The organism is Paenimyroides ummariense (assembly GCF_900115115.1).
Lineage (GTDB): Bacteria > Bacteroidota > Bacteroidia > Flavobacteriales > Flavobacteriaceae > Flavobacterium > Flavobacterium ummariense.
Window position 1 is genome coordinate 1 of record NZ_FOVI01000042.1, and the last position, 16,022, is coordinate 16,022.

The window sequence follows — 16,022 nt, forward strand, 5'->3', positions numbered from 1 at the left end:
GGCTCACCTCTTCCCATTCCGAACAGAGAAGTTAAGCCCGATTGCGCAGATGGTACTGCATCTTAATGTGGGAGAGTATGTCGCCGCCTTTTTTTGAGAAAGTCCTTTACTTGAATAGTAAGGGACTTTTTTTGTTTTAGAGGATTTAATTTAACCATAGATTGCACAGATTTGCACGGATTTTAGGCTTACATAGAAACTTTGAATGTTAAACTTTAAACAAATATTAGTCTAACATCAAACATCAATCATCCAACATCAAACATCCAACATCAAACATCCGGCATCCCGCAATAAGGATGGAGCGATTGTTGAGCTCTTTTGTTGCCCTTCGGCAGGCTCAGGGTACAAAACAAAAAGCGACTCGCGACAGCCCGACCTGTAGCGCAAGCGGAAGGGATTGCCCAAATCAAACATAAAAAAAACTCCTAATTAATGCAGGAGTTATTGTAAATCTTTTAAAAGATCAAAAATTAAATTGCTTTCGTAGCCTTTACGCATTAAAAAATCGACCCATTTGCGTTTTTTCTTTTCTAATGATGTTTCGGTGGTGTTTTGCCATTTGCGTTCTGCTAAGGCGTAGAAATTGGGTAGATAATCGGCTTCGATTTCTTTTAAGGCGGTTTTTATGTTGTAGGAAGATATATCTCGAAATTTCAGTTCTTGTTCTATACGGCGCTTGCCCCAATGTTTAAACCTGTGCTTACCTCTGGCAAAACTTTTGGCATATCTCTCTTCGTTTAAAAAGTTATTTGCAACCAAATGATCTAAAATATGGTCAATTGCGGTTTGAAACATGCCTAACGATTTTAATTTAGCCGTGACTTCTTTATAACATCGATCTTGGTAAGAACAGTAATATTCTAATTTTTTTATTGCGTCATTAACAGAAATTCCTTGGTTGTTTTGCATTGAATAGGTAATTCGAGGTGTGTTGTGAAAGAAAAAATCCTCGGTTATGAGGATTTTTGTATGTTATTTTTCATTATTAGTATCAAGTTCATGGTCTTCGTCTTCATCATTTTCCTCTGTAAACTGACTCATAATTTGATCGATTTCTTCTTCGGTTAACTCTTCTTCAACTTCGATATCTTCTAACAATGATTCAAACTTTTTAATGTTCTTTTTCATTCTTTTTGAAAGATCTTCGTACTCTCCCAATAATTTTTTATACGATTTTATAATCGATTTTTGTTTTTTTAATTGCTTATTTTGCTCTTTAAGCTTTTTCTTTAATTGGTCTTTTTTCATGTTGATACGTATTTATATACCATAAAAATAAGGAAAATACTTATTATATTTAGACCAACTAATGTTAAGTTTTAAATTATGAACAAAATTACTTATTTACGTAAAAGATCGTTTACAAAATACTTTATTTCTTTACTGCTTTTTATTTCGGGTTTGTACTTCCTTATTTATATCCATTTGTTTTTTGGATTGGTTTTTAGTGTGATTGGTTTTTGTATGTTGATTACAGAAGGATCACAAATTGATTTTGAACAAAAGATGTATCGCAATATTAAATCGGTTTTTGGAATCCATATCGGTAAATGGCAAAAGTTACCTGCGTTTGATTATATTACGGTTTTTAAAACAATTGAAGGCAAGAGGATAAGTGTAGCAACTGCCTCAACGGTCATGAGAGATGAAGTTTATCTTATTAATTTGTTTTATGAAGGAAGTAGATATATTACTTTTTATAAATCAGAAGATAAAAATGATGCTTTTAAAATGGCAATACATTTTAGTAGAATATTAAATTTAAGGATATTAGATTCTACGGAATTGCAAAGTGTATGGGTTGAATAACAAAAAAGCCCAACTTTGCAGTTGAGCTTTCTGTACCTGAGGTGGGAATCGAACCCACACTCCGAAGAACACGAGTTTGAGTCGTGCGCGTCTACCAATTCCGCCACTCAGGCTTTTTGCTTGAAATTGTGATGCAAATGTAAACACAAAATTATTTAAAACAAATAAAATGTCAAAAAAAATGCGGTATCATTAAAATTATTTTTAAATTTGCACCCACAATATAACTAACAATAATAACTACTAAATTAAGCAACAATGAGTTACTTTGAACCTGAAGCAAAAGTATTTGCATGTTCGCAAAGTACAGTATTAGCAGAAAAAATTGCAAAACATTACGGTGTAGCATTAGGACGCGTAACATTTTCGCATTACAGTGATGGCGAATTTCAACCGTCGTTTGAAGAGTCTATCCGTGGGTTACGTGTGTTTTTAGTATGTTCTACTTTTCCAAGCGCCGATAACTTAATGGAATTGTTGTTAATGTGCGATGCTGCAAAACGTGCATCTGCTCGTCACATTACGGCTGTAATTCCTTATTTCGGTTGGGCACGTCAAGATCGTAAAGACAAGCCGCGTGTGCCAATAGGTGCAAAATTAGTAGCTAAAATGTTAGAAACCGCTGGTGCAACTCGTGTAATGACCATGGATTTACATGCCGATCAAATACAAGGTTTCTTTGAAAAACCGGTAGATCACTTGTATGCATCAACTATTTTCTTGCCTTATGTACAATCGTTAGGTTTAGAAAATCTAACCATTGCATCGCCAGATATGGGTGGATCTAAACGTGCGTATGCCTATGCAAAGTATTTAGAAAGCGAAGTGGTTGTATGTTACAAACAGCGTAAAAAAGCCAATGTTATAGACACTATGGAATTGATTGGTGACGTAAACGGCAGAAACGTTATTTTGGTAGATGATATGATTGATACCGGAGGAACATTAGCAAAAGCTGCCGATGTGATGATGGAACGCGGAGCCTTAAGCGTACGTGCAATTTGTACACATGCCATTTTATCGGGCAATGCAGTAGAGAAAATAGAAAACTCATCGTTAACAGAATTAATCGTAACCGATTCTATTCCGTTGAAAAATGAAAGCAACAAAATACGAGTGTTAAGCTGTGCCGAATTATTTGCAGATGTAATGCACATGGTACAAAACAACACATCGATCAGTGATAAATTTATCATGTAATTTTTTATTAATTTTTATATATTTAAAATGAAATCAATTTCAATTAAAGGACAAGAAAGAGAAAGCGTGGGTAAAGTAGCTACTAAAACCGCACGTAATGCTGGATTGGTTCCTTGCGTAGTTTACGGAGGAGAACAACCAGTACATTTTACAGCTGAAGAAAAAGCATTCAAAAGCTTAGTGTATACTCCAAACGTACACACTGTTGCAATTGATTTAGGTACTAAAAAAGTTGACGCTATTTTACAAGATATTCAGTTTGATCCGGTATCAGACAAAATTTTACACATCGATTTCTACCAGTTACACGCTGACAAAGAAATTACTATGGATGTTCCTGTAAAAGTTGTAGGTAACAGTAAAGGTGTTATGGCAGGTGGTGTTTTACGTTTAAACCAACGTAAATTAAAAGTACGTGCTTTACCAGCAAACTTACCTGATTTCGTAGAAGCTGATATTACAGACTTAGAAATGGGTAACAAATTATACATTACTAAGTTGCCAACAAACAACTTTAAATTGTTACAACCAGACAATACAGTAATTGCACAAGTACGTATCTCTCGTGCTGCAATGAAAGCTGCTCAAGAAGCTGCAAAAGCAGAAAAAGGAGCAAAAAAGAAAAAATAATCAACATTATTTTATACCAAAAAGCCTCGAATTTATTCGGGGCTTTTTTATTGGTCTATTTTTTATTTGGGCAATTCCGCCGAGGCGGATCGGGCTTTACGTTACAATCTTTTTGTTCGTTCCTCACAAAAAGGATTTTCACGGCAATCCCTTTTGCAAACAAAAAAGCCATTCCCGGTTAAGAATAGTCGTTTTTTTATTTAAGCTTGTAAAAATAATTCTGCGGGTAAATTAAAATAATCTCGTAAGCGTTTAGCTATTTTAAGCGTTAATGCTCTTTTGCCTGAAAGTATAGAAGAAACATAGCCTTTGCTGCCAATGATTGGTTCTAAATCTTGGTATTTAAGTCCTTGCTCTTGCATTTTTTCTTTTATAATATCCAAAATATCCATTTGCGGCAAAACATAATGCTTGTTGTCATAATCTTCGATCAACAAAATGAGTAGTGCAAGCTCGTCATTTTTAGCTGTATTTAAATCCGCATCAAACAATTCCATTAATCGTTCGTTTGCTTTGTTATAATCTTCTTCTGTTTTTAAAATAGTCCAATTCATAATCATTTGTTTTGTTTGAAGTTATTGATATTTACATCATATTTTACTGTTTCTACATTAATTTGGTCGTATTCATTGTGTGTTCCAAACCAAATAACATAACAAGCTTGTTGTGTAAAATTAACCGAAACAACAAGTCTAAAATCATTGCCTTTTATATTAAAAACAACCCTGTTACTACCTACAATACTTGCATTTCGATAGACACTTTTAATTTCATTGAAATTTTTAAATGTTGTTTTAGAGAACTCGTTTTCCCAAGCAATTAAGGATTTTTCGGCTAATTGATATTTAGCAATATAATAATGTAAGGTTCTTTTAACTAAAACTTTCATAATACAAAGATAAAAAAAATGTTCACAAATTGTAAACTTGTTTTTGGTGCTTTATTTTAGATAAATCTATTTAATTGATTTATCCGTTACTTCAAGTGATTTTTGTAATGAAATAATTGAAGATTATATCAATAAATCTCTAGCTTTCTTTCAATTTTAAAAATCAAAAAAGCCGAAAGTATAGTAGTTACTTTCAGCTTTTTTATTGGTCTATTTTTTATTTGGGCAATTCCGCCGAGGCGGATCGGGCTTTACGTTACAATCTTTTTGTTCGTTCCTTACAAAAAGGATTTTCACTGTAATCCTTTTTGCAAACAAAAAAGCCATTCTCGGTTAAGAATGACTTTTTAATGTATGTAATAAATTTCTTTTTACTCAATTTCAGAAACGCGAATGGTATTCACCATTCCTTTTTCGTTTAAAGGCATCGATGCTAAATTAATCGTATAATCGCCTTCGGTTACGTAATTGTAATCTTTCGCTATCTGGTTAATGTCTTCAATGGTAACATCGGTGCTTTCGTATTTATCGTACCAAAAAGCAGTAACACCCCAAAGCAAACTTAACTGCGTAAGCATGTTTTTGTTTGATGTGTAGGCTAAAATATGTGCATTTGGTCGCCAAGCCGAGATTTGAAACGCGGTGTAGCCAGAATTGGTCAACGTATTAATAACCTTTGCTTCAATATCGTTTGCCATAATGGCTGCGTGGTAACAAATAGATTTGGTGATAAAACGCTTGGTTTTAATTTTTGGGTCGTTAACAGGTAATTTAATCAGTTCAGAATTTTCTACACTGTTAATAATCTGTGTCATTTTTTCGATAACCTGAACCGGATAATTACCCACCGATGTTTCGCCAGAAAGCATTACCGCATCAGCTCCATCCATTACAGAGTTTGCGACGTCGTTTACTTCGGCACGGGTAGGTGTTAAGCTGGTAATCATGGTTTCCATCATCTGTGTAGCAATAATTACCGGAATACGTGCGTATTTTGCCTTATGAACCAATTGTTTTTGAATCAACGGAACTTCTTGAGCCGGGATTTCAACACCCAAATCTCCACGAGCCACCATTAAACCATCGCAATGCGATACAATTTTATTGATGTTTGCAACTGCTTCCGGTTTTTCAATTTTAGCAATAATCGGAATTTTATGATCAGAATGTTCTTCAATCAATAAACGTAAATCTTCTAAATCGTCTTCGGTTCTAACAAAAGAAAGCGCAATCCAATCCACGCTTAATTTAATCGCGAAAAGAGCATCTTTAATGTCTTTCTCTGTTAAAGCTGGTAATGAAACTTTTGTGTTAGGTAAGTTTACTCCTTTTTTAGATCGTAACGGGCCACCTTGTACAACAACGGCTCTAACTTCATGAATACCATCTGTGTCTAACACCGTGAAAATAAGTTTACCATCGTCTAACAAAATGCTTTCACCAGGATTTACATCTTGAGGGAAACTTTTGTAGGTCATGTACACTTTTTCGGCTGTGCCTAAAAATTCTTCTTTGGTAGAAAAAGTAATAATATCGCCTTTTTTAAGAACAACTTCGTCTTTCATTACACCTACGCGTAATTTTGGACCTTGTAAATCGGCTAATATAGAAGTGTTGTAGTTAAATTCGTCGTTTAACTCGCGAATAATTTTAACCTTATCCTCGATGTCAAAATAATCTGCGTGCGAAAAGTTAATTCTAAAAACATTTACACCAGATTCAATCATTTGTTTAATTATCTCTTTGGTGCTGCAAGCCGGACCTAAGGTTGCGACTATTTTTGTTTTTTTTCTTGGTAACATATTAAAAAATTAAATTTTTTTGTGATTTTATATTTAAAGAATCAATATCAACAACAAATTGGGTAGATATGTTCTTTATGTTTTGAAGTTTCTCTAACAATTCTTCCGTTTCAAACAAAAAATCGGTGTTTTCAATCAGAATAAAAAAGTCTATATTTTTCCATTCGGGTATCAGATAATGTGTTGCTGCAAACAAATCTTCGTTGTTTTTGAACAAAGAATAACCTTCGTCGGTATCATTTTCTGTATAATTCGATTTATTTTCGAACAACCGCCAAATTAAATGGTTTTTATGATCTTGATACAAAAAACTCCGAAAAAAAGCAGTTACATTTTCTGTCAGCGATATTTCAGGAAGCACTTTTTTAAACTGCACGCCCAAATATCTGTTTAAAGAATACGCCATTTTGTAATCGGGCATGTTAGATTTTACGGCAATTAGAACAATATCGTCCTTATCGTCATCAATAAAATCCAGTTTGTGTAAAACTTCGTTTGTATTTTTTTTCTGCGGCGTCATTCTTTAACAAAAATACAAAATTTAAATGCTATTATTGACTGAAACGCAATATTTAATCATTTTTTAATGATGCTGTATTTGATTTTGCAATGCAAAGTAGGCGCGATGAGCTGCTTTTTCTTCGGCTTTTTTCTTGCTTGTGGCACGTGCACGTGCAATAACCACTTCGTTAAAATACAGTTTTATGTAGAAATGTTTTACATTGTCTTTTCCGTTATCGTCGCAGTTTTCAAACTTAAAAGTACATTTGTTTTTCTGGCAATATTCAATAAAAAGACTTTTGTAGCTTGATATTTTATTTTCCAGATGTTCCAGATCTTTAAAATCGATCAGAATGTTTTTGTAGATGAATTTTTCACAGGCTGTAAATCCGCAATCAACATAAATGGCGCCGATTAAAGATTCTAACAAATTACCGTTAATGTTATCGCCAAAGTTGTGAATATTGGCTTTTGTTTGAACCAAATCAATCAAATGCAGTTTTTTACCAATGCTGTTCAAATATGATCTGTTAACGATTTTCGATCGCATTTGGGTAAGGTAACCTTCATCGCCTTTCGGGGCATTTTTATACAAAAACGCAGCAATGACCGATCCTAAAATAGCATCGCCCAAAAATTCCAGACGCTCGTAATTTAAAGGTTCGCCTGTTATACCGATTTTGTTAAGCGAACGATGTGTAAACGCGGTTTCAAAAAGCAACGGATTTTTTGGCTTGTATTCGATTATTTTCGAAATTTCTGAACAAAAAATCCCGCTATCGTTAATAGGGGATTTTTTTGTCAGTATTTTTTTAAGCCAATTCATGCTTAATTAGTTTTCTAATTTTTTAACCAAAACACAAGCATTGTGTCCGCCAAAACCAAACGTATTGCTCATTAAAACCTTAACATCGCGTTTTTGTGCTTTGTTAAACGTAAAGTTTAGTTTAGGGTCGATGTTTTCATCGTCGGTAAAATGGTTAATTGTTGGTGGAACGATTCCATGCTGAATTGCCAAAATACAAGAAATAGCTTCAATAGCACCTGTTGCACCAAGCAAATGCCCGGTCATAGATTTTGTTGAATTCAAGTTCATTGTATAAGCGTGTTCACCAAAAACCTCTAAAATTGCTTTAGATTCTGCGATATCTCCAAGCGGAGTTGATGTTCCGTGCATGTTTACACCATCAACATCGGTTGGTTTTAAACCGGCATCGCGCAAACAGTTTAACATTACGTTTTTAGCACCTAAACCTTCAGGGTGTGGAGCCGTAATGTGGTGTGCATCGGCACTCATACCGCCACCGCCAATTTCACAGTAGATTTTTGCACCACGAGCAACCGCATGTTCGTATTCTTCTAAAACCAAAGCACCTGCACCTTCACCTAAAACAAAACCGTCACGGTCTTTATCCATTGGTCTTGATGCTGTTTTTGGATCATCGTTTCTTGTAGATAATGCGTGCATAGCGTTAAATCCGCCGATTCCTGCAATAGTAACTGCTGCTTCAGATCCACCTGTAACAATAACATCAGCCATACCTAAACGAATGTAGTTAAAAGCATCGATAATTGCGTTAGTAGATGATGCACAAGCAGAAACCGTTGTAAAGTTTGGTCCGCGCAGGTTGTATTTCATAGAAATTAATCCACCGGCAATATCAGCAATCATTTTAGGAATAAAGAACGGATTGAATTTTGGCACACCGTTTCCTTGGTTAAAATTGGTAACCTCGTCTTGGAAAGTTTGTAAACCACCAATTCCCGAACCCCAGATTACACCTGCACGATCGGCATTCAATTTATCGAAATCAAAATTTGCATCTTCCATAGCTTCGGTTGCAGTAACCATAGCGTATTGGGTATAGCGATCCATTTTTCTTGCTTCTTTCCTGTCGATAAAATCTTCAACATTAAAATCTTTAACCTCACAAGCAAATTGAGTTTTAAAGTTCGAAGCGTCAAAATAGGTAATTGGCGCTGCGCCGCTTACTCCGTTAATAAGTCCGTTCCAGTAAGCTGCAACGTTATTTCCAATAGGAGTTAGGGCACCTAAACCAGTAACAACAACTCGCTTTAAATTCATATAAGTACATTTTAATTAAAAAAATAAAAACCCAAGTTTCAATAAAAGCGAAACATTGGGTTGCTATAATTTTACAGATTTTAGATCTAATTTAATTTAATCTTAAACTTTGAAAAGTGTAAATAATAACACCCGTGCAATAATTAATTTACTGCACAGGCTTATTTAGTTATTATTTTTTAGCCTCTTCGATGTAAGAGATAGCTTGACCAACAGTAGCAATGTTTTCAGCTTGATCGTCTGGGATTTGAATATCAAATTCTTTTTCAAATTCCATGATTAGCTCAACAGTGTCTAATGAATCAGCTCCTAAATCATTTGTGAAGCTTGCTTCTGTTACAACTTCGTTTTCGTCAACTCCTAATTTGTCAACGATAATTGCTTTTACTCTTGATGCAATGTCTGACATAACCTTTTCTATTTTTTAAGTTTAATTGTTGTGGCAAAAATATAAAACTTTAATTTAAAACCACACTTTTAATTGTTTTTGTAACTGCGAAGTTAAAAAAATAATTTTTAAATGGATATTTTTTTCGATTTTTGTGCTGGTTAAATTAATTATTTAATCTTTAATATCCAATAAAAAGTATCGTAATTATATGAAAAAAATTGTTTTATTAGCTTCAGGCTCGGGAAGTAACGCAGAAAATATCATTAAATATTTTAGAGAAAAAAATAGTTTGCACAACTTTCATATTATTACCAATAAAAAAGATGCTTTTGTTTTAGATCGAGCTAAAAAAATGAATGTTTCTGCCGAAGTAATTACAAAAAAGCAGAATGATGAGGGAGTTTTGCTTGATAGAATTACTGAGTTAAAGCCCGATTTAATTGTTCTGGCTGGATATTTATTGTTGTTTCCTGCTGATATTGTGGCGCTATATCCTAATAAAATAGTGAATATTCATCCGGCGCTTTTACCAAAATTTGGAGGGAAAGGTATGTACGGAAGTTTTGTTCACGATGCTGTTGTTGCAAATAAAGAAACGGAAACCGGGATAACCATTCATTATGTAAGCGAACATTACGATGAAGGTGCGGTGATTTTTCAGGCTAAAACGCCGGTTGCTGAAACCGATACTGCTTTAGATGTTGCAGCTAAAGTTCATGAATTAGAATACGAGCATTTCCCGAAAGTAATTGAAAAATTGTTGAACGATTAAAACGATGTTCCAACACCTATAAGTATTTCGCTAATAAAACCTTCGGCTTCTTCTCGGTTTAGCAAACGACGAATACACTTTTCGCTTAACCACAGTTTAATAACATCGGTTAGAATATGGTGAGGATCTTCAAAAATAATATGATCGGCTTTTGTACGCACTTTAGCCGATTTTTTGCTTTCAACTTCGGTTATTTCTAATCTATTGAATAATGGTTTCGAAAATTTGTATTGCTTTTCTAAGTACAGATTGTTTTTATCGTAACTTCCAATTTCAAACGATAAAGAATCATCAACAGCAAAAATAACATCATCTTCAAAAACGTAATAATCGTTAATAATTCTTCTGTTTTTTAAATCTATATCGGTATGGTTGTAATCGTGACTGTCCCAAAGTCGAGCAAGGGTATCGTTCGGAATATCGAAATAAATGGTGTCGTTTTGTAAATATTGTGCGTTTCCTAAAGAAAAACTTAATAGTAGAATGAGCGTTAGTAGTGGTTTCATAAAAATATTTTATAACGATGTTTCTGTTTTCACGGTAATATTGGTTGATGTTGCTTTTTGATACAATCGCCTTTCCCTATGAAAAAATTCGCGTTGCAAAGCAGTTGTTATTGCCCAAAATTGAACCATCTCAGGAATATTTTCTGCTGATTCTATAAACGAAACCGTTGTTTGCTTGGTGTTTACTCTTAACCAGGTTTTGTCTCCTTTTTTACGAATAGCAATTCTACCGGCAGCAGGATATTTCATTTCGTAAACCTCTCTATTCACAACAAATTGTTCGGTATTGTAAAAACCAATTTCGATTAATGAATCGTTTGTGTTCTTAAAAATATAGCCGTCTTTCAAAGTGAAATCTTTATGAAACAGCTTATGTTCTAAAAAATCGTACTCTGCAATAATATCAAAATCAATCCATAATCTCGACATTTTATTTGCATAGTTATAGTCGTAATTATAAACCGTATTTTTATTTTGCGCAAAGATATTGGTAACAGCCAACAAACCAAGTATAAGTAAGTATTTCTTCATAGGATTTTGTCTTTTGATAGGTGTTAACAAAAAAAATGCCAAAATAGAATTGTATTTTTGCAACAAACTAAATTACATGCAACCCGAAATTCTTCTATATACCGATGGTTCATCGCGCGGAAATCCAGGTCCGGGTGGTTATGGTGTAATACTTCATTTAAACAACACCAAACATTACAAAGAATTATCAAAAGGATATCGCAAAACAACCAATAACCGTATGGAATTATTGGCTGTGATTATTGGATTAGAAGCTTTAACAAAGGATAATTTAACGGTTTTAGTAATTTCAGATTCTAAATATGTAGTAGATTCGGTTACCAAAGGTTGGGTTTTTGGTTGGGAAAAGAAAGGTTTTGCAGGTAAGAAAAATCCCGATTTATGGTTACGATTCTTGAAGGTTTATCGGAAACATCAGGTGAAATTTCAATGGATAAAGGGGCATAACAACCACCCAATGAATGAACGTTGCGATTTTTTAGCGGTTCAAGCATCAAAAGAACCTAAATTGCTGATAGACGAATGGTACGAAGAAAATGAAAATTAAGTGTTGATATAAATAATTATTAAAAAATTGTGGATGATGCTTTTTTGGTGTAAATTTACATCAAAAATAAAATTATGGCACGACAAAGTATTTCTCTTACAGAACCTAATGATCAATGGTTAAAAAATCAAGTTGAAAATAAAGAATATGCCAGTAAAAGTGAGTTGGTTAATGATTTAATTAGACAAGCTCGCAAACAAGAATGGATAAAGGAAAAATTAGAAAAAGCTGAAAAAAGTGGATTTACTACTGACAGTAAAGATGAAATTTTAAAATTATCTAAAGAGTTGCTTAATGGCTAACTATAAGTTAAGTAATACTGCTAAAGAAGATTTGATTAGAATTCATCATTACGGAGTCGAAAGATTTGGTATGTTGCAGGCAGATGCTTATTTTAATTCCTTTTTTGATCATTTTGAAATGATTTCTCGGCTACCTTTATCTTTTGAATCAGTCGATTTTATTAAGAAAGGTTATCGTCGGTGTGTTTGTGGTTCAGATGCTATTTACTATAAAGTAACCAATAATGTTGTTGAAATAATGGCAATTATTGGAAAGCAAGATCTTGAAAATAAACTTTAAATACCGTATTTCTTCGCTTTAAATAAACGAAAATTAATCTATGTTAATGAATAACAAACGTGTTTGCGTATTAGTTGGTTTCGTATTATCTTTGCATCTTCATTTACTAACAACTATATGAACAAATTATTGATTGTAGGAACGGTTGCTTATGATGCAATTGAAACGCCTTTTGGTAAAACCGACAAAATTCTTGGTGGAGCCGCAACATATATAGGTTTATCGGCATCGCATTTTAATGTAAAATCGGCAATTGTTTCTGTAGTTGGAGACGATTTTTCTCAGGAATATTTAGATTTATTATCAAATAGAAACATCGATATTTCTGGTATTGAAATCGTAAAAGAAGGCAAAACCTTTTTCTGGAGCGGTTTGTATCATAACGATTTAAATTCGCGCGATACGTTGGATACGCAGTTAAACGTTTTAGCAGATTTTAACCCGATTGTTCCAGAAGATTTTAAAGATTCTGATGTTATTATGTTAGGAAATTTGCATCCTAATATTCAAATCGGAGTTTTAGATCAATTAACATCAAAACCAAAATTGGTTGTTTTAGATACCATGAACTTTTGGATGGATTGTGCTTTAGAAGAATTAAAACAGGTTTTAAAACGTGTAGATGTTCTTACAATTAACGATGAAGAAGCGCGCCAGCTTTCTGGTGAATATTCATTAGTTAAAGCAGCAGAAATCATTCATACCATGGGACCAAAATTCGTGGTGATTAAAAAAGGAGAACACGGTGCGTTACTTTTTAATAACGAGCAAGTGTTTTTTGCACCGGCATTACCTTTAAAAGAAGTTTTTGATCCAACGGGAGCAGGTGATACGTTTGCCGGCGGCTTTTCGGGCTATTTGGCACAACAAGGTAATGTTTCGTTCCATAATATGAAGAACGCTATTATTCACGGATCTAACTTGGCATCGTTCTGTGTTGAAAAATTCGGAACGCAACGCATGGAAAGTTTAGAAAAAGAAGAAGTAAACGCACGTTTACAACAGTTTAAAATGCTAACACAGTTCGATATAGAACTAGCACAATAAAAACAGAAAGCCCAAATTGCGGGCTTTTTTTGGTTTAACTACAACACAACAACATATAACAATGAGCGACGCTATAAAACACGAATGTGGTATTGCACTTTTAAGATTAAAAAAACCGTTGTCTTTTTATAAAGAAAAGTACGGTTCAAGTTTTTATGCCATTCAAAAAATGTACCTTTTGCTTGAAAAACAGCACAATCGCGGACAAGACGGGGCAGGTTTGGCAAGCATTAAATTAGATATGGAACCAGGTGAGCGTTACATAAGCCGAGTTCGATCTAACAAAACATCTCCAATTCAAGACATTTTTTCGCAAGTTAACGGAAGAATCAATCAGGAATTAGAAGAAAATCCGGAATGGTTAAACGATGTTGATGCACAGAAAAAACACATTCCTTATTTAGGCGAAGTGTTTTTGGGGCACGTACGTTACGGGACTTTCGGAAAAAATAACATAGAAAGCGTACATCCGTTTTTACGTCAGAACAATTGGATGCACCGTAATCTTATTGTTGCTGGAAACTTCAACTTAACCAATGTTAAAGAATTGTTTGCTGATTTGGTTCGATTAGGACAACATCCAAAAGAAATGGCTGATACCGTTACGGTAATGGAAAAAATCGGTCATTTTTTAGATGATGAAGTAGAAGATTTGTACTTTGAATTACGCGATAAAGAAGGTTTGTCTAAAAAAGATGCTTCACCCGTAATTGGCGAGCGTTTAGATATTGCACGTATTTTACGCAGAGCATCTAAAAATTGGGACGGTGGTTTTGCAATGGCAGGTATGTTGGGGCACGGCGATGCATTTGTATTGCGCGATCCGGCAGGTATTCGCCCAGCGTTTTATTACGAAGACGAAGAAATTGTTGTAGTAGCATCAGAACGTCCGGTGATTCAAACTGCATTTAATGTTCCTTTCAACGAAATTAAAGAGTTGGATCCTGGACACGCAATCATCATTAAAAAAGACGGGCAGGTTTCTTTTGAAGAAATTTTAGAACCGTTAGAAAGAAAAGCATGTTCGTTTGAACGTATTTATTTTTCAAGAGGAAACGATGCATCAATCTACCAAGAACGTAAAATGTTAGGTAGAACCATGATGCCCATGATTTTGAAGGAATTGAATAACGATGTTGAAAATGCTGTATTCTCTTACATTCCTAACACAGCCGAAGTTTCGTATTTTGGAATGGTTGAAGGAGCGCAAGAGTTTTTAAATCAACAGAAAACCGAGCGTATTCTGGCTTTGAAAGATGAGTTAAATCCGGAAAAATTACAGGAAATTCTTTCTAAAACCATTCGATCAGAAAAAATTACCATTAAAGATGCTAAGTTGCGTACCTTTATTACAGACGACAGCAACCGCGACGATATGGTAGAACATGTGTACGATGTTACGTATGGTGTAGTAAAACCAACCGATACGCTGATTGTTATTGATGACAGTATTGTGCGTGGAACTACCCTGAAAAAATCGATTGTGAAAATGTTAGATCGATTAAATCCAAAGAAAATCATTGTAGTTTCATCGGCTCCGCAAATTCGTTACCCTGATTGTTATGGTATCGATATGGCTAAAATGGATACGTTGATTGCTTTTAATGCAACTTTGGAATTGTTGAAAGATCGAAACATGTATCATATTATCGATGAAGTTTATGCAAAATGTAAAACGCAGGAACATTTGCCAGATGCTGAAGTAACAAACTTTGTTAAAGAAATTTATGCACCGTTTACAGATGAAGAAATTTCTGATAAAATCTCTGAAATGTTGCATCCAGAAACAGTGAAAGCAGATTTAAAAATCATGTTTCAAACAGTAGAAAATCTGCATGTTTCTTGTCCTGATAACTTGGGCGACTGGTATTTTACCGGAAATTACCCAACGGCAGGCGGAAACCGAGTAGTAAACCGTGCGTTTATGAACTTTGTAGAAGGTAACGACGCAAGAGCGTATTAAGATTATAAAAGTTAGATATATAGAAAAGCATCAAGAGAAATCTTGATGCTTTTTTGTTTACCTCAAAAATCAATCGGTTTACCTGCATTCAACTAAAATTTTCTATGATTTTAAACTTTGGCACGGCAATTGAAATTCACTAATCAAACAACAAGTTTAAAACATTAAAAAATAGAAATCATGAGAACAATAATTACACTAGCAGTATTAGCTTTAGGATTAAGCGGATTTGCACAGCAACGCCAAATGGTAAGAACCGATAACAGATACCAAGAAAACCGTTACAGCCAACAATATAACAACAGATACGGAAACTATAGTTTTTCTCGTTTAGATTTATCAAACCGCCAAGAACGCATGTTGGTTGATATTTTAAAAGACAAACAAAACGAAGAGCGCTATATTGTTAGAAAATACAGAAACCCAGAGCAAAAACTACGTATGTTAGACCGTGAGTACGATCGTAAAATTCAAAATCTGTTAAGCAGATCTCAATATGATAAATGGAGTAGAATTTACGCATACCAATACGAAGCTTATGGAAACAAACGCTGGTCATAATCAACCTTTATATTTTTTAAGTTGAAATCCCGATACTGATAAGATTAGTAATCGGGATTTTTTTGTTTTTATATGTGTGTATGATATTATTTATTATATTTATCTTACGTCAGTTCGATTTCTATGACACTACCAAACAATTTTCATACACAGATTTATTTTTAACAACTGCATATATTCTGTGTATGATTTTGTTTCTTAC

The 16,022-nt window shown here is 34.1% G+C and carries 21 protein-coding genes, 1 tRNA gene and 1 rRNA gene; 11 read left to right on the plus strand and 12 right to left on the minus strand.

The window, feature by feature from the left end; genetic code table 11:
- Positions 1 to 92: ribosomal RNA gene (gene rrf, locus BM253_RS16215) — 5S ribosomal RNA — on the plus strand; the annotation flags it as partial.
- A 352-nt stretch (positions 93 to 444) separates the two neighbouring features.
- Here the strand turns inward: rrf and BM253_RS16220 are convergent.
- Both BM253_RS16220 and BM253_RS16225 read right to left on the minus strand, forming a co-directional pair.
- A complete protein-coding gene (locus tag BM253_RS16220; RefSeq protein ID WP_091526393.1) occupies positions 445 to 912 on the minus strand; it encodes a regulatory protein RecX in 468 nt (155 codons plus the stop codon).
- 63 nt (positions 913 to 975) lie between these two features.
- Positions 976 to 1,251 (minus strand): hypothetical protein, encoded by a 276-nt coding sequence (locus BM253_RS16225; RefSeq protein WP_091526395.1) that lies wholly within the window; start codon positions 1,249 to 1,251, stop codon positions 976 to 978.
- A gap of 78 nt (positions 1,252 to 1,329) precedes the next feature.
- Between BM253_RS16225 and BM253_RS16230 the strand changes: the two genes are divergently transcribed.
- The gene (locus tag BM253_RS16230) at positions 1,330 to 1,812 is read left to right on the plus strand and encodes a hypothetical protein (protein ID WP_091526397.1); all 483 of its coding nucleotides are present in this window, start codon (positions 1,330 to 1,332) and stop codon (positions 1,810 to 1,812) included.
- Positions 1,813 to 1,845: 33 nt separating this feature from the next.
- On the opposite strand, the gene BM253_RS16235 is transcribed toward BM253_RS16230, so the two are convergent.
- Positions 1,846 to 1,925 (minus strand) — tRNA-Leu (locus BM253_RS16235).
- 145 nt (positions 1,926 to 2,070) lie between these two features.
- Between BM253_RS16235 and BM253_RS16240 the strand changes: the two genes are divergently transcribed.
- On the plus strand, positions 2,071 to 3,012 hold the full coding sequence (locus BM253_RS16240) for a ribose-phosphate pyrophosphokinase (RefSeq protein WP_091526399.1): 942 nt from the start codon (positions 2,071 to 2,073) through the stop codon (positions 3,010 to 3,012).
- 27 nt (positions 3,013 to 3,039) lie between these two features.
- A complete protein-coding gene (locus tag BM253_RS16245; protein WP_091526401.1) occupies positions 3,040 to 3,642 on the plus strand; it encodes a 50S ribosomal protein L25/general stress protein Ctc in 603 nt (200 codons plus the stop codon).
- A gap of 200 nt (positions 3,643 to 3,842) precedes the next feature.
- On the opposite strand, the gene BM253_RS16250 is transcribed toward BM253_RS16245, so the two are convergent.
- From BM253_RS16250 to BM253_RS16280, 7 genes are all read right to left on the minus strand, one after another.
- Positions 3,843 to 4,196, minus strand: coding sequence for a helix-turn-helix domain-containing protein (locus BM253_RS16250; protein WP_177205814.1), 354 nt, complete (start codon positions 4,194 to 4,196; stop codon positions 3,843 to 3,845).
- Positions 4,197 to 4,198: 2 nt separating this feature from the next.
- Positions 4,199 to 4,531: a type II toxin-antitoxin system HigB family toxin gene (locus BM253_RS16255; RefSeq protein WP_091526405.1), complete on the minus strand. Its 333-nt coding sequence runs from the start codon at positions 4,529 to 4,531 to the stop codon at positions 4,199 to 4,201.
- A gap of 371 nt (positions 4,532 to 4,902) precedes the next feature.
- The gene (gene pyk / locus BM253_RS16260) at positions 4,903 to 6,333 is read right to left on the minus strand and encodes a pyruvate kinase (RefSeq protein ID WP_091526407.1); all 1,431 of its coding nucleotides are present in this window, start codon (positions 6,331 to 6,333) and stop codon (positions 4,903 to 4,905) included.
- Position 6,334: 1 nt separating this feature from the next.
- Positions 6,335 to 6,853, minus strand: coding sequence for an IPExxxVDY family protein (locus tag BM253_RS16265; RefSeq protein WP_091526409.1), 519 nt, complete (start codon positions 6,851 to 6,853; stop codon positions 6,335 to 6,337).
- A 63-nt stretch (positions 6,854 to 6,916) separates the two neighbouring features.
- Positions 6,917 to 7,660 (minus strand): ribonuclease III, encoded by a 744-nt coding sequence (gene rnc / locus BM253_RS16270; protein ID WP_091526411.1) that lies wholly within the window; start codon positions 7,658 to 7,660, stop codon positions 6,917 to 6,919.
- A 6-nt stretch (positions 7,661 to 7,666) separates the two neighbouring features.
- Positions 7,667 to 8,920 (minus strand): beta-ketoacyl-ACP synthase II, encoded by a 1,254-nt coding sequence (gene fabF, locus BM253_RS16275; protein WP_091526413.1) that lies wholly within the window; start codon positions 8,918 to 8,920, stop codon positions 7,667 to 7,669.
- 172 nt (positions 8,921 to 9,092) lie between these two features.
- Positions 9,093 to 9,329, minus strand: coding sequence for an acyl carrier protein (locus BM253_RS16280; RefSeq protein WP_007137004.1), 237 nt, complete (start codon positions 9,327 to 9,329; stop codon positions 9,093 to 9,095).
- A gap of 190 nt (positions 9,330 to 9,519) precedes the next feature.
- On the opposite strand from BM253_RS16280, the gene purN reads away from it, so the two are divergent.
- Complete coding sequence (gene purN, locus BM253_RS16285) at positions 9,520 to 10,083, plus strand: phosphoribosylglycinamide formyltransferase (protein ID WP_091526415.1); 564 nt, start codon at positions 9,520 to 9,522, stop codon at positions 10,081 to 10,083.
- Here purN and BM253_RS16290 read toward each other — a convergent pair.
- Positions 10,080 to 10,589: a hypothetical protein gene (locus BM253_RS16290; protein WP_091526417.1), complete on the minus strand. Its 510-nt coding sequence runs from the start codon at positions 10,587 to 10,589 to the stop codon at positions 10,080 to 10,082. The genes purN and BM253_RS16290 overlap by 4 nt on opposite strands.
- A 9-nt stretch (positions 10,590 to 10,598) precedes the next feature.
- The gene (locus BM253_RS16295) at positions 10,599 to 11,120 is read right to left on the minus strand and encodes a hypothetical protein (protein WP_091526419.1); all 522 of its coding nucleotides are present in this window, start codon (positions 11,118 to 11,120) and stop codon (positions 10,599 to 10,601) included.
- A gap of 76 nt (positions 11,121 to 11,196) precedes the next feature.
- Between BM253_RS16295 and rnhA the strand changes: the two genes are divergently transcribed.
- The 6 genes from rnhA to BM253_RS16325 all read left to right on the plus strand — a co-directional run bounded on the left by rnhA (position 11,197) and on the right by BM253_RS16325 (position 15,820).
- Entirely contained in the window at positions 11,197 to 11,667 is a 471-nt protein-coding gene (rnhA, locus tag BM253_RS16300) for a ribonuclease HI (RefSeq protein WP_091526430.1), read from the plus strand.
- A gap of 74 nt (positions 11,668 to 11,741) precedes the next feature.
- On the plus strand, positions 11,742 to 11,969 hold the full coding sequence (locus BM253_RS16305; protein ID WP_091526421.1) for a ribbon-helix-helix domain-containing protein: 228 nt from the start codon (positions 11,742 to 11,744) through the stop codon (positions 11,967 to 11,969).
- Positions 11,962 to 12,249 carry a type II toxin-antitoxin system RelE/ParE family toxin gene (locus BM253_RS16310; protein WP_091526422.1) on the plus strand — a complete coding sequence of 96 codons (288 nt, stop codon included), beginning with the start codon at positions 11,962 to 11,964 and terminating at the stop codon, positions 12,247 to 12,249. The genes BM253_RS16305 and BM253_RS16310 overlap by 8 nt, the downstream gene beginning before the upstream one ends.
- A 117-nt stretch (positions 12,250 to 12,366) precedes the next feature.
- On the plus strand, positions 12,367 to 13,296 hold the full coding sequence (locus BM253_RS16315; RefSeq protein WP_091526424.1) for a PfkB family carbohydrate kinase: 930 nt from the start codon (positions 12,367 to 12,369) through the stop codon (positions 13,294 to 13,296).
- 61 nt (positions 13,297 to 13,357) lie between these two features.
- A complete protein-coding gene (locus BM253_RS16320) occupies positions 13,358 to 15,259 on the plus strand; it encodes an amidophosphoribosyltransferase (RefSeq protein WP_091526426.1) in 1,902 nt (633 codons plus the stop codon).
- 180 nt (positions 15,260 to 15,439) lie between these two features.
- The gene (locus BM253_RS16325) at positions 15,440 to 15,820 is read left to right on the plus strand and encodes a hypothetical protein (protein ID WP_091526428.1); all 381 of its coding nucleotides are present in this window, start codon (positions 15,440 to 15,442) and stop codon (positions 15,818 to 15,820) included.
- The last annotated feature ends 202 nt before the right edge of the window (positions 15,821 to 16,022 follow it).

What these genes read in the sequence shown, in the direction of transcription:
- BM253_RS16225 (WP_091526395.1), bottom strand. Translation starts at nt 1,251, where the DNA reads ATGAAAAAAGACCAATTAAAGAAAAAGCTTAAAGAGCAAAATAAGCAA.
- BM253_RS16305 (WP_091526421.1), top strand. Translation starts at nt 11,742, where the DNA reads ATGGCACGACAAAGTATTTCTCTTACAGAACCTAATGATCAATGGTTA.
- pyk (WP_091526407.1), bottom strand. Translation starts at nt 6,333, where the DNA reads ATGTTACCAAGAAAAAAAACAAAAATAGTCGCAACCTTAGGTCCGGCT.
- BM253_RS16295 (WP_091526419.1), bottom strand. Translation starts at nt 11,120, where the DNA reads ATGAAGAAATACTTACTTATACTTGGTTTGTTGGCTGTTACCAATATC.
- BM253_RS16240 (WP_091526399.1), top strand. Translation starts at nt 2,071, where the DNA reads ATGAGTTACTTTGAACCTGAAGCAAAAGTATTTGCATGTTCGCAAAGT.
- rnc (WP_091526411.1), bottom strand. Translation starts at nt 7,660, where the DNA reads ATGAATTGGCTTAAAAAAATACTGACAAAAAAATCCCCTATTAACGAT.
- BM253_RS16320 (WP_091526426.1), top strand. Translation starts at nt 13,358, where the DNA reads ATGAGCGACGCTATAAAACACGAATGTGGTATTGCACTTTTAAGATTA.
- purN (WP_091526415.1), top strand. Translation starts at nt 9,520, where the DNA reads ATGAAAAAAATTGTTTTATTAGCTTCAGGCTCGGGAAGTAACGCAGAA.
- BM253_RS16220 (WP_091526393.1), bottom strand. Translation starts at nt 912, where the DNA reads ATGCAAAACAACCAAGGAATTTCTGTTAATGACGCAATAAAAAAATTA.
- BM253_RS16325 (WP_091526428.1), top strand. Translation starts at nt 15,440, where the DNA reads ATGAGAACAATAATTACACTAGCAGTATTAGCTTTAGGATTAAGCGGA.
- BM253_RS16265 (WP_091526409.1), bottom strand. Translation starts at nt 6,853, where the DNA reads ATGACGCCGCAGAAAAAAAATACAAACGAAGTTTTACACAAACTGGAT.
- BM253_RS16280 (WP_007137004.1), bottom strand. Translation starts at nt 9,329, where the DNA reads ATGTCAGACATTGCATCAAGAGTAAAAGCAATTATCGTTGACAAATTA.
- BM253_RS16315 (WP_091526424.1), top strand. Translation starts at nt 12,367, where the DNA reads ATGAACAAATTATTGATTGTAGGAACGGTTGCTTATGATGCAATTGAA.
- BM253_RS16290 (WP_091526417.1), bottom strand. Translation starts at nt 10,589, where the DNA reads ATGAAACCACTACTAACGCTCATTCTACTATTAAGTTTTTCTTTAGGA.
- BM253_RS16310 (WP_091526422.1), top strand. Translation starts at nt 11,962, where the DNA reads ATGGCTAACTATAAGTTAAGTAATACTGCTAAAGAAGATTTGATTAGA.
- BM253_RS16230 (WP_091526397.1), top strand. Translation starts at nt 1,330, where the DNA reads ATGAACAAAATTACTTATTTACGTAAAAGATCGTTTACAAAATACTTT.
- fabF (WP_091526413.1), bottom strand. Translation starts at nt 8,920, where the DNA reads ATGAATTTAAAGCGAGTTGTTGTTACTGGTTTAGGTGCCCTAACTCCT.
- rnhA (WP_091526430.1), top strand. Translation starts at nt 11,197, where the DNA reads ATGCAACCCGAAATTCTTCTATATACCGATGGTTCATCGCGCGGAAAT.
- BM253_RS16245 (WP_091526401.1), top strand. Translation starts at nt 3,040, where the DNA reads ATGAAATCAATTTCAATTAAAGGACAAGAAAGAGAAAGCGTGGGTAAA.
- BM253_RS16250 (WP_177205814.1), bottom strand. Translation starts at nt 4,196, where the DNA reads ATGAATTGGACTATTTTAAAAACAGAAGAAGATTATAACAAAGCAAAC.
- BM253_RS16255 (WP_091526405.1), bottom strand. Translation starts at nt 4,531, where the DNA reads ATGAAAGTTTTAGTTAAAAGAACCTTACATTATTATATTGCTAAATAT.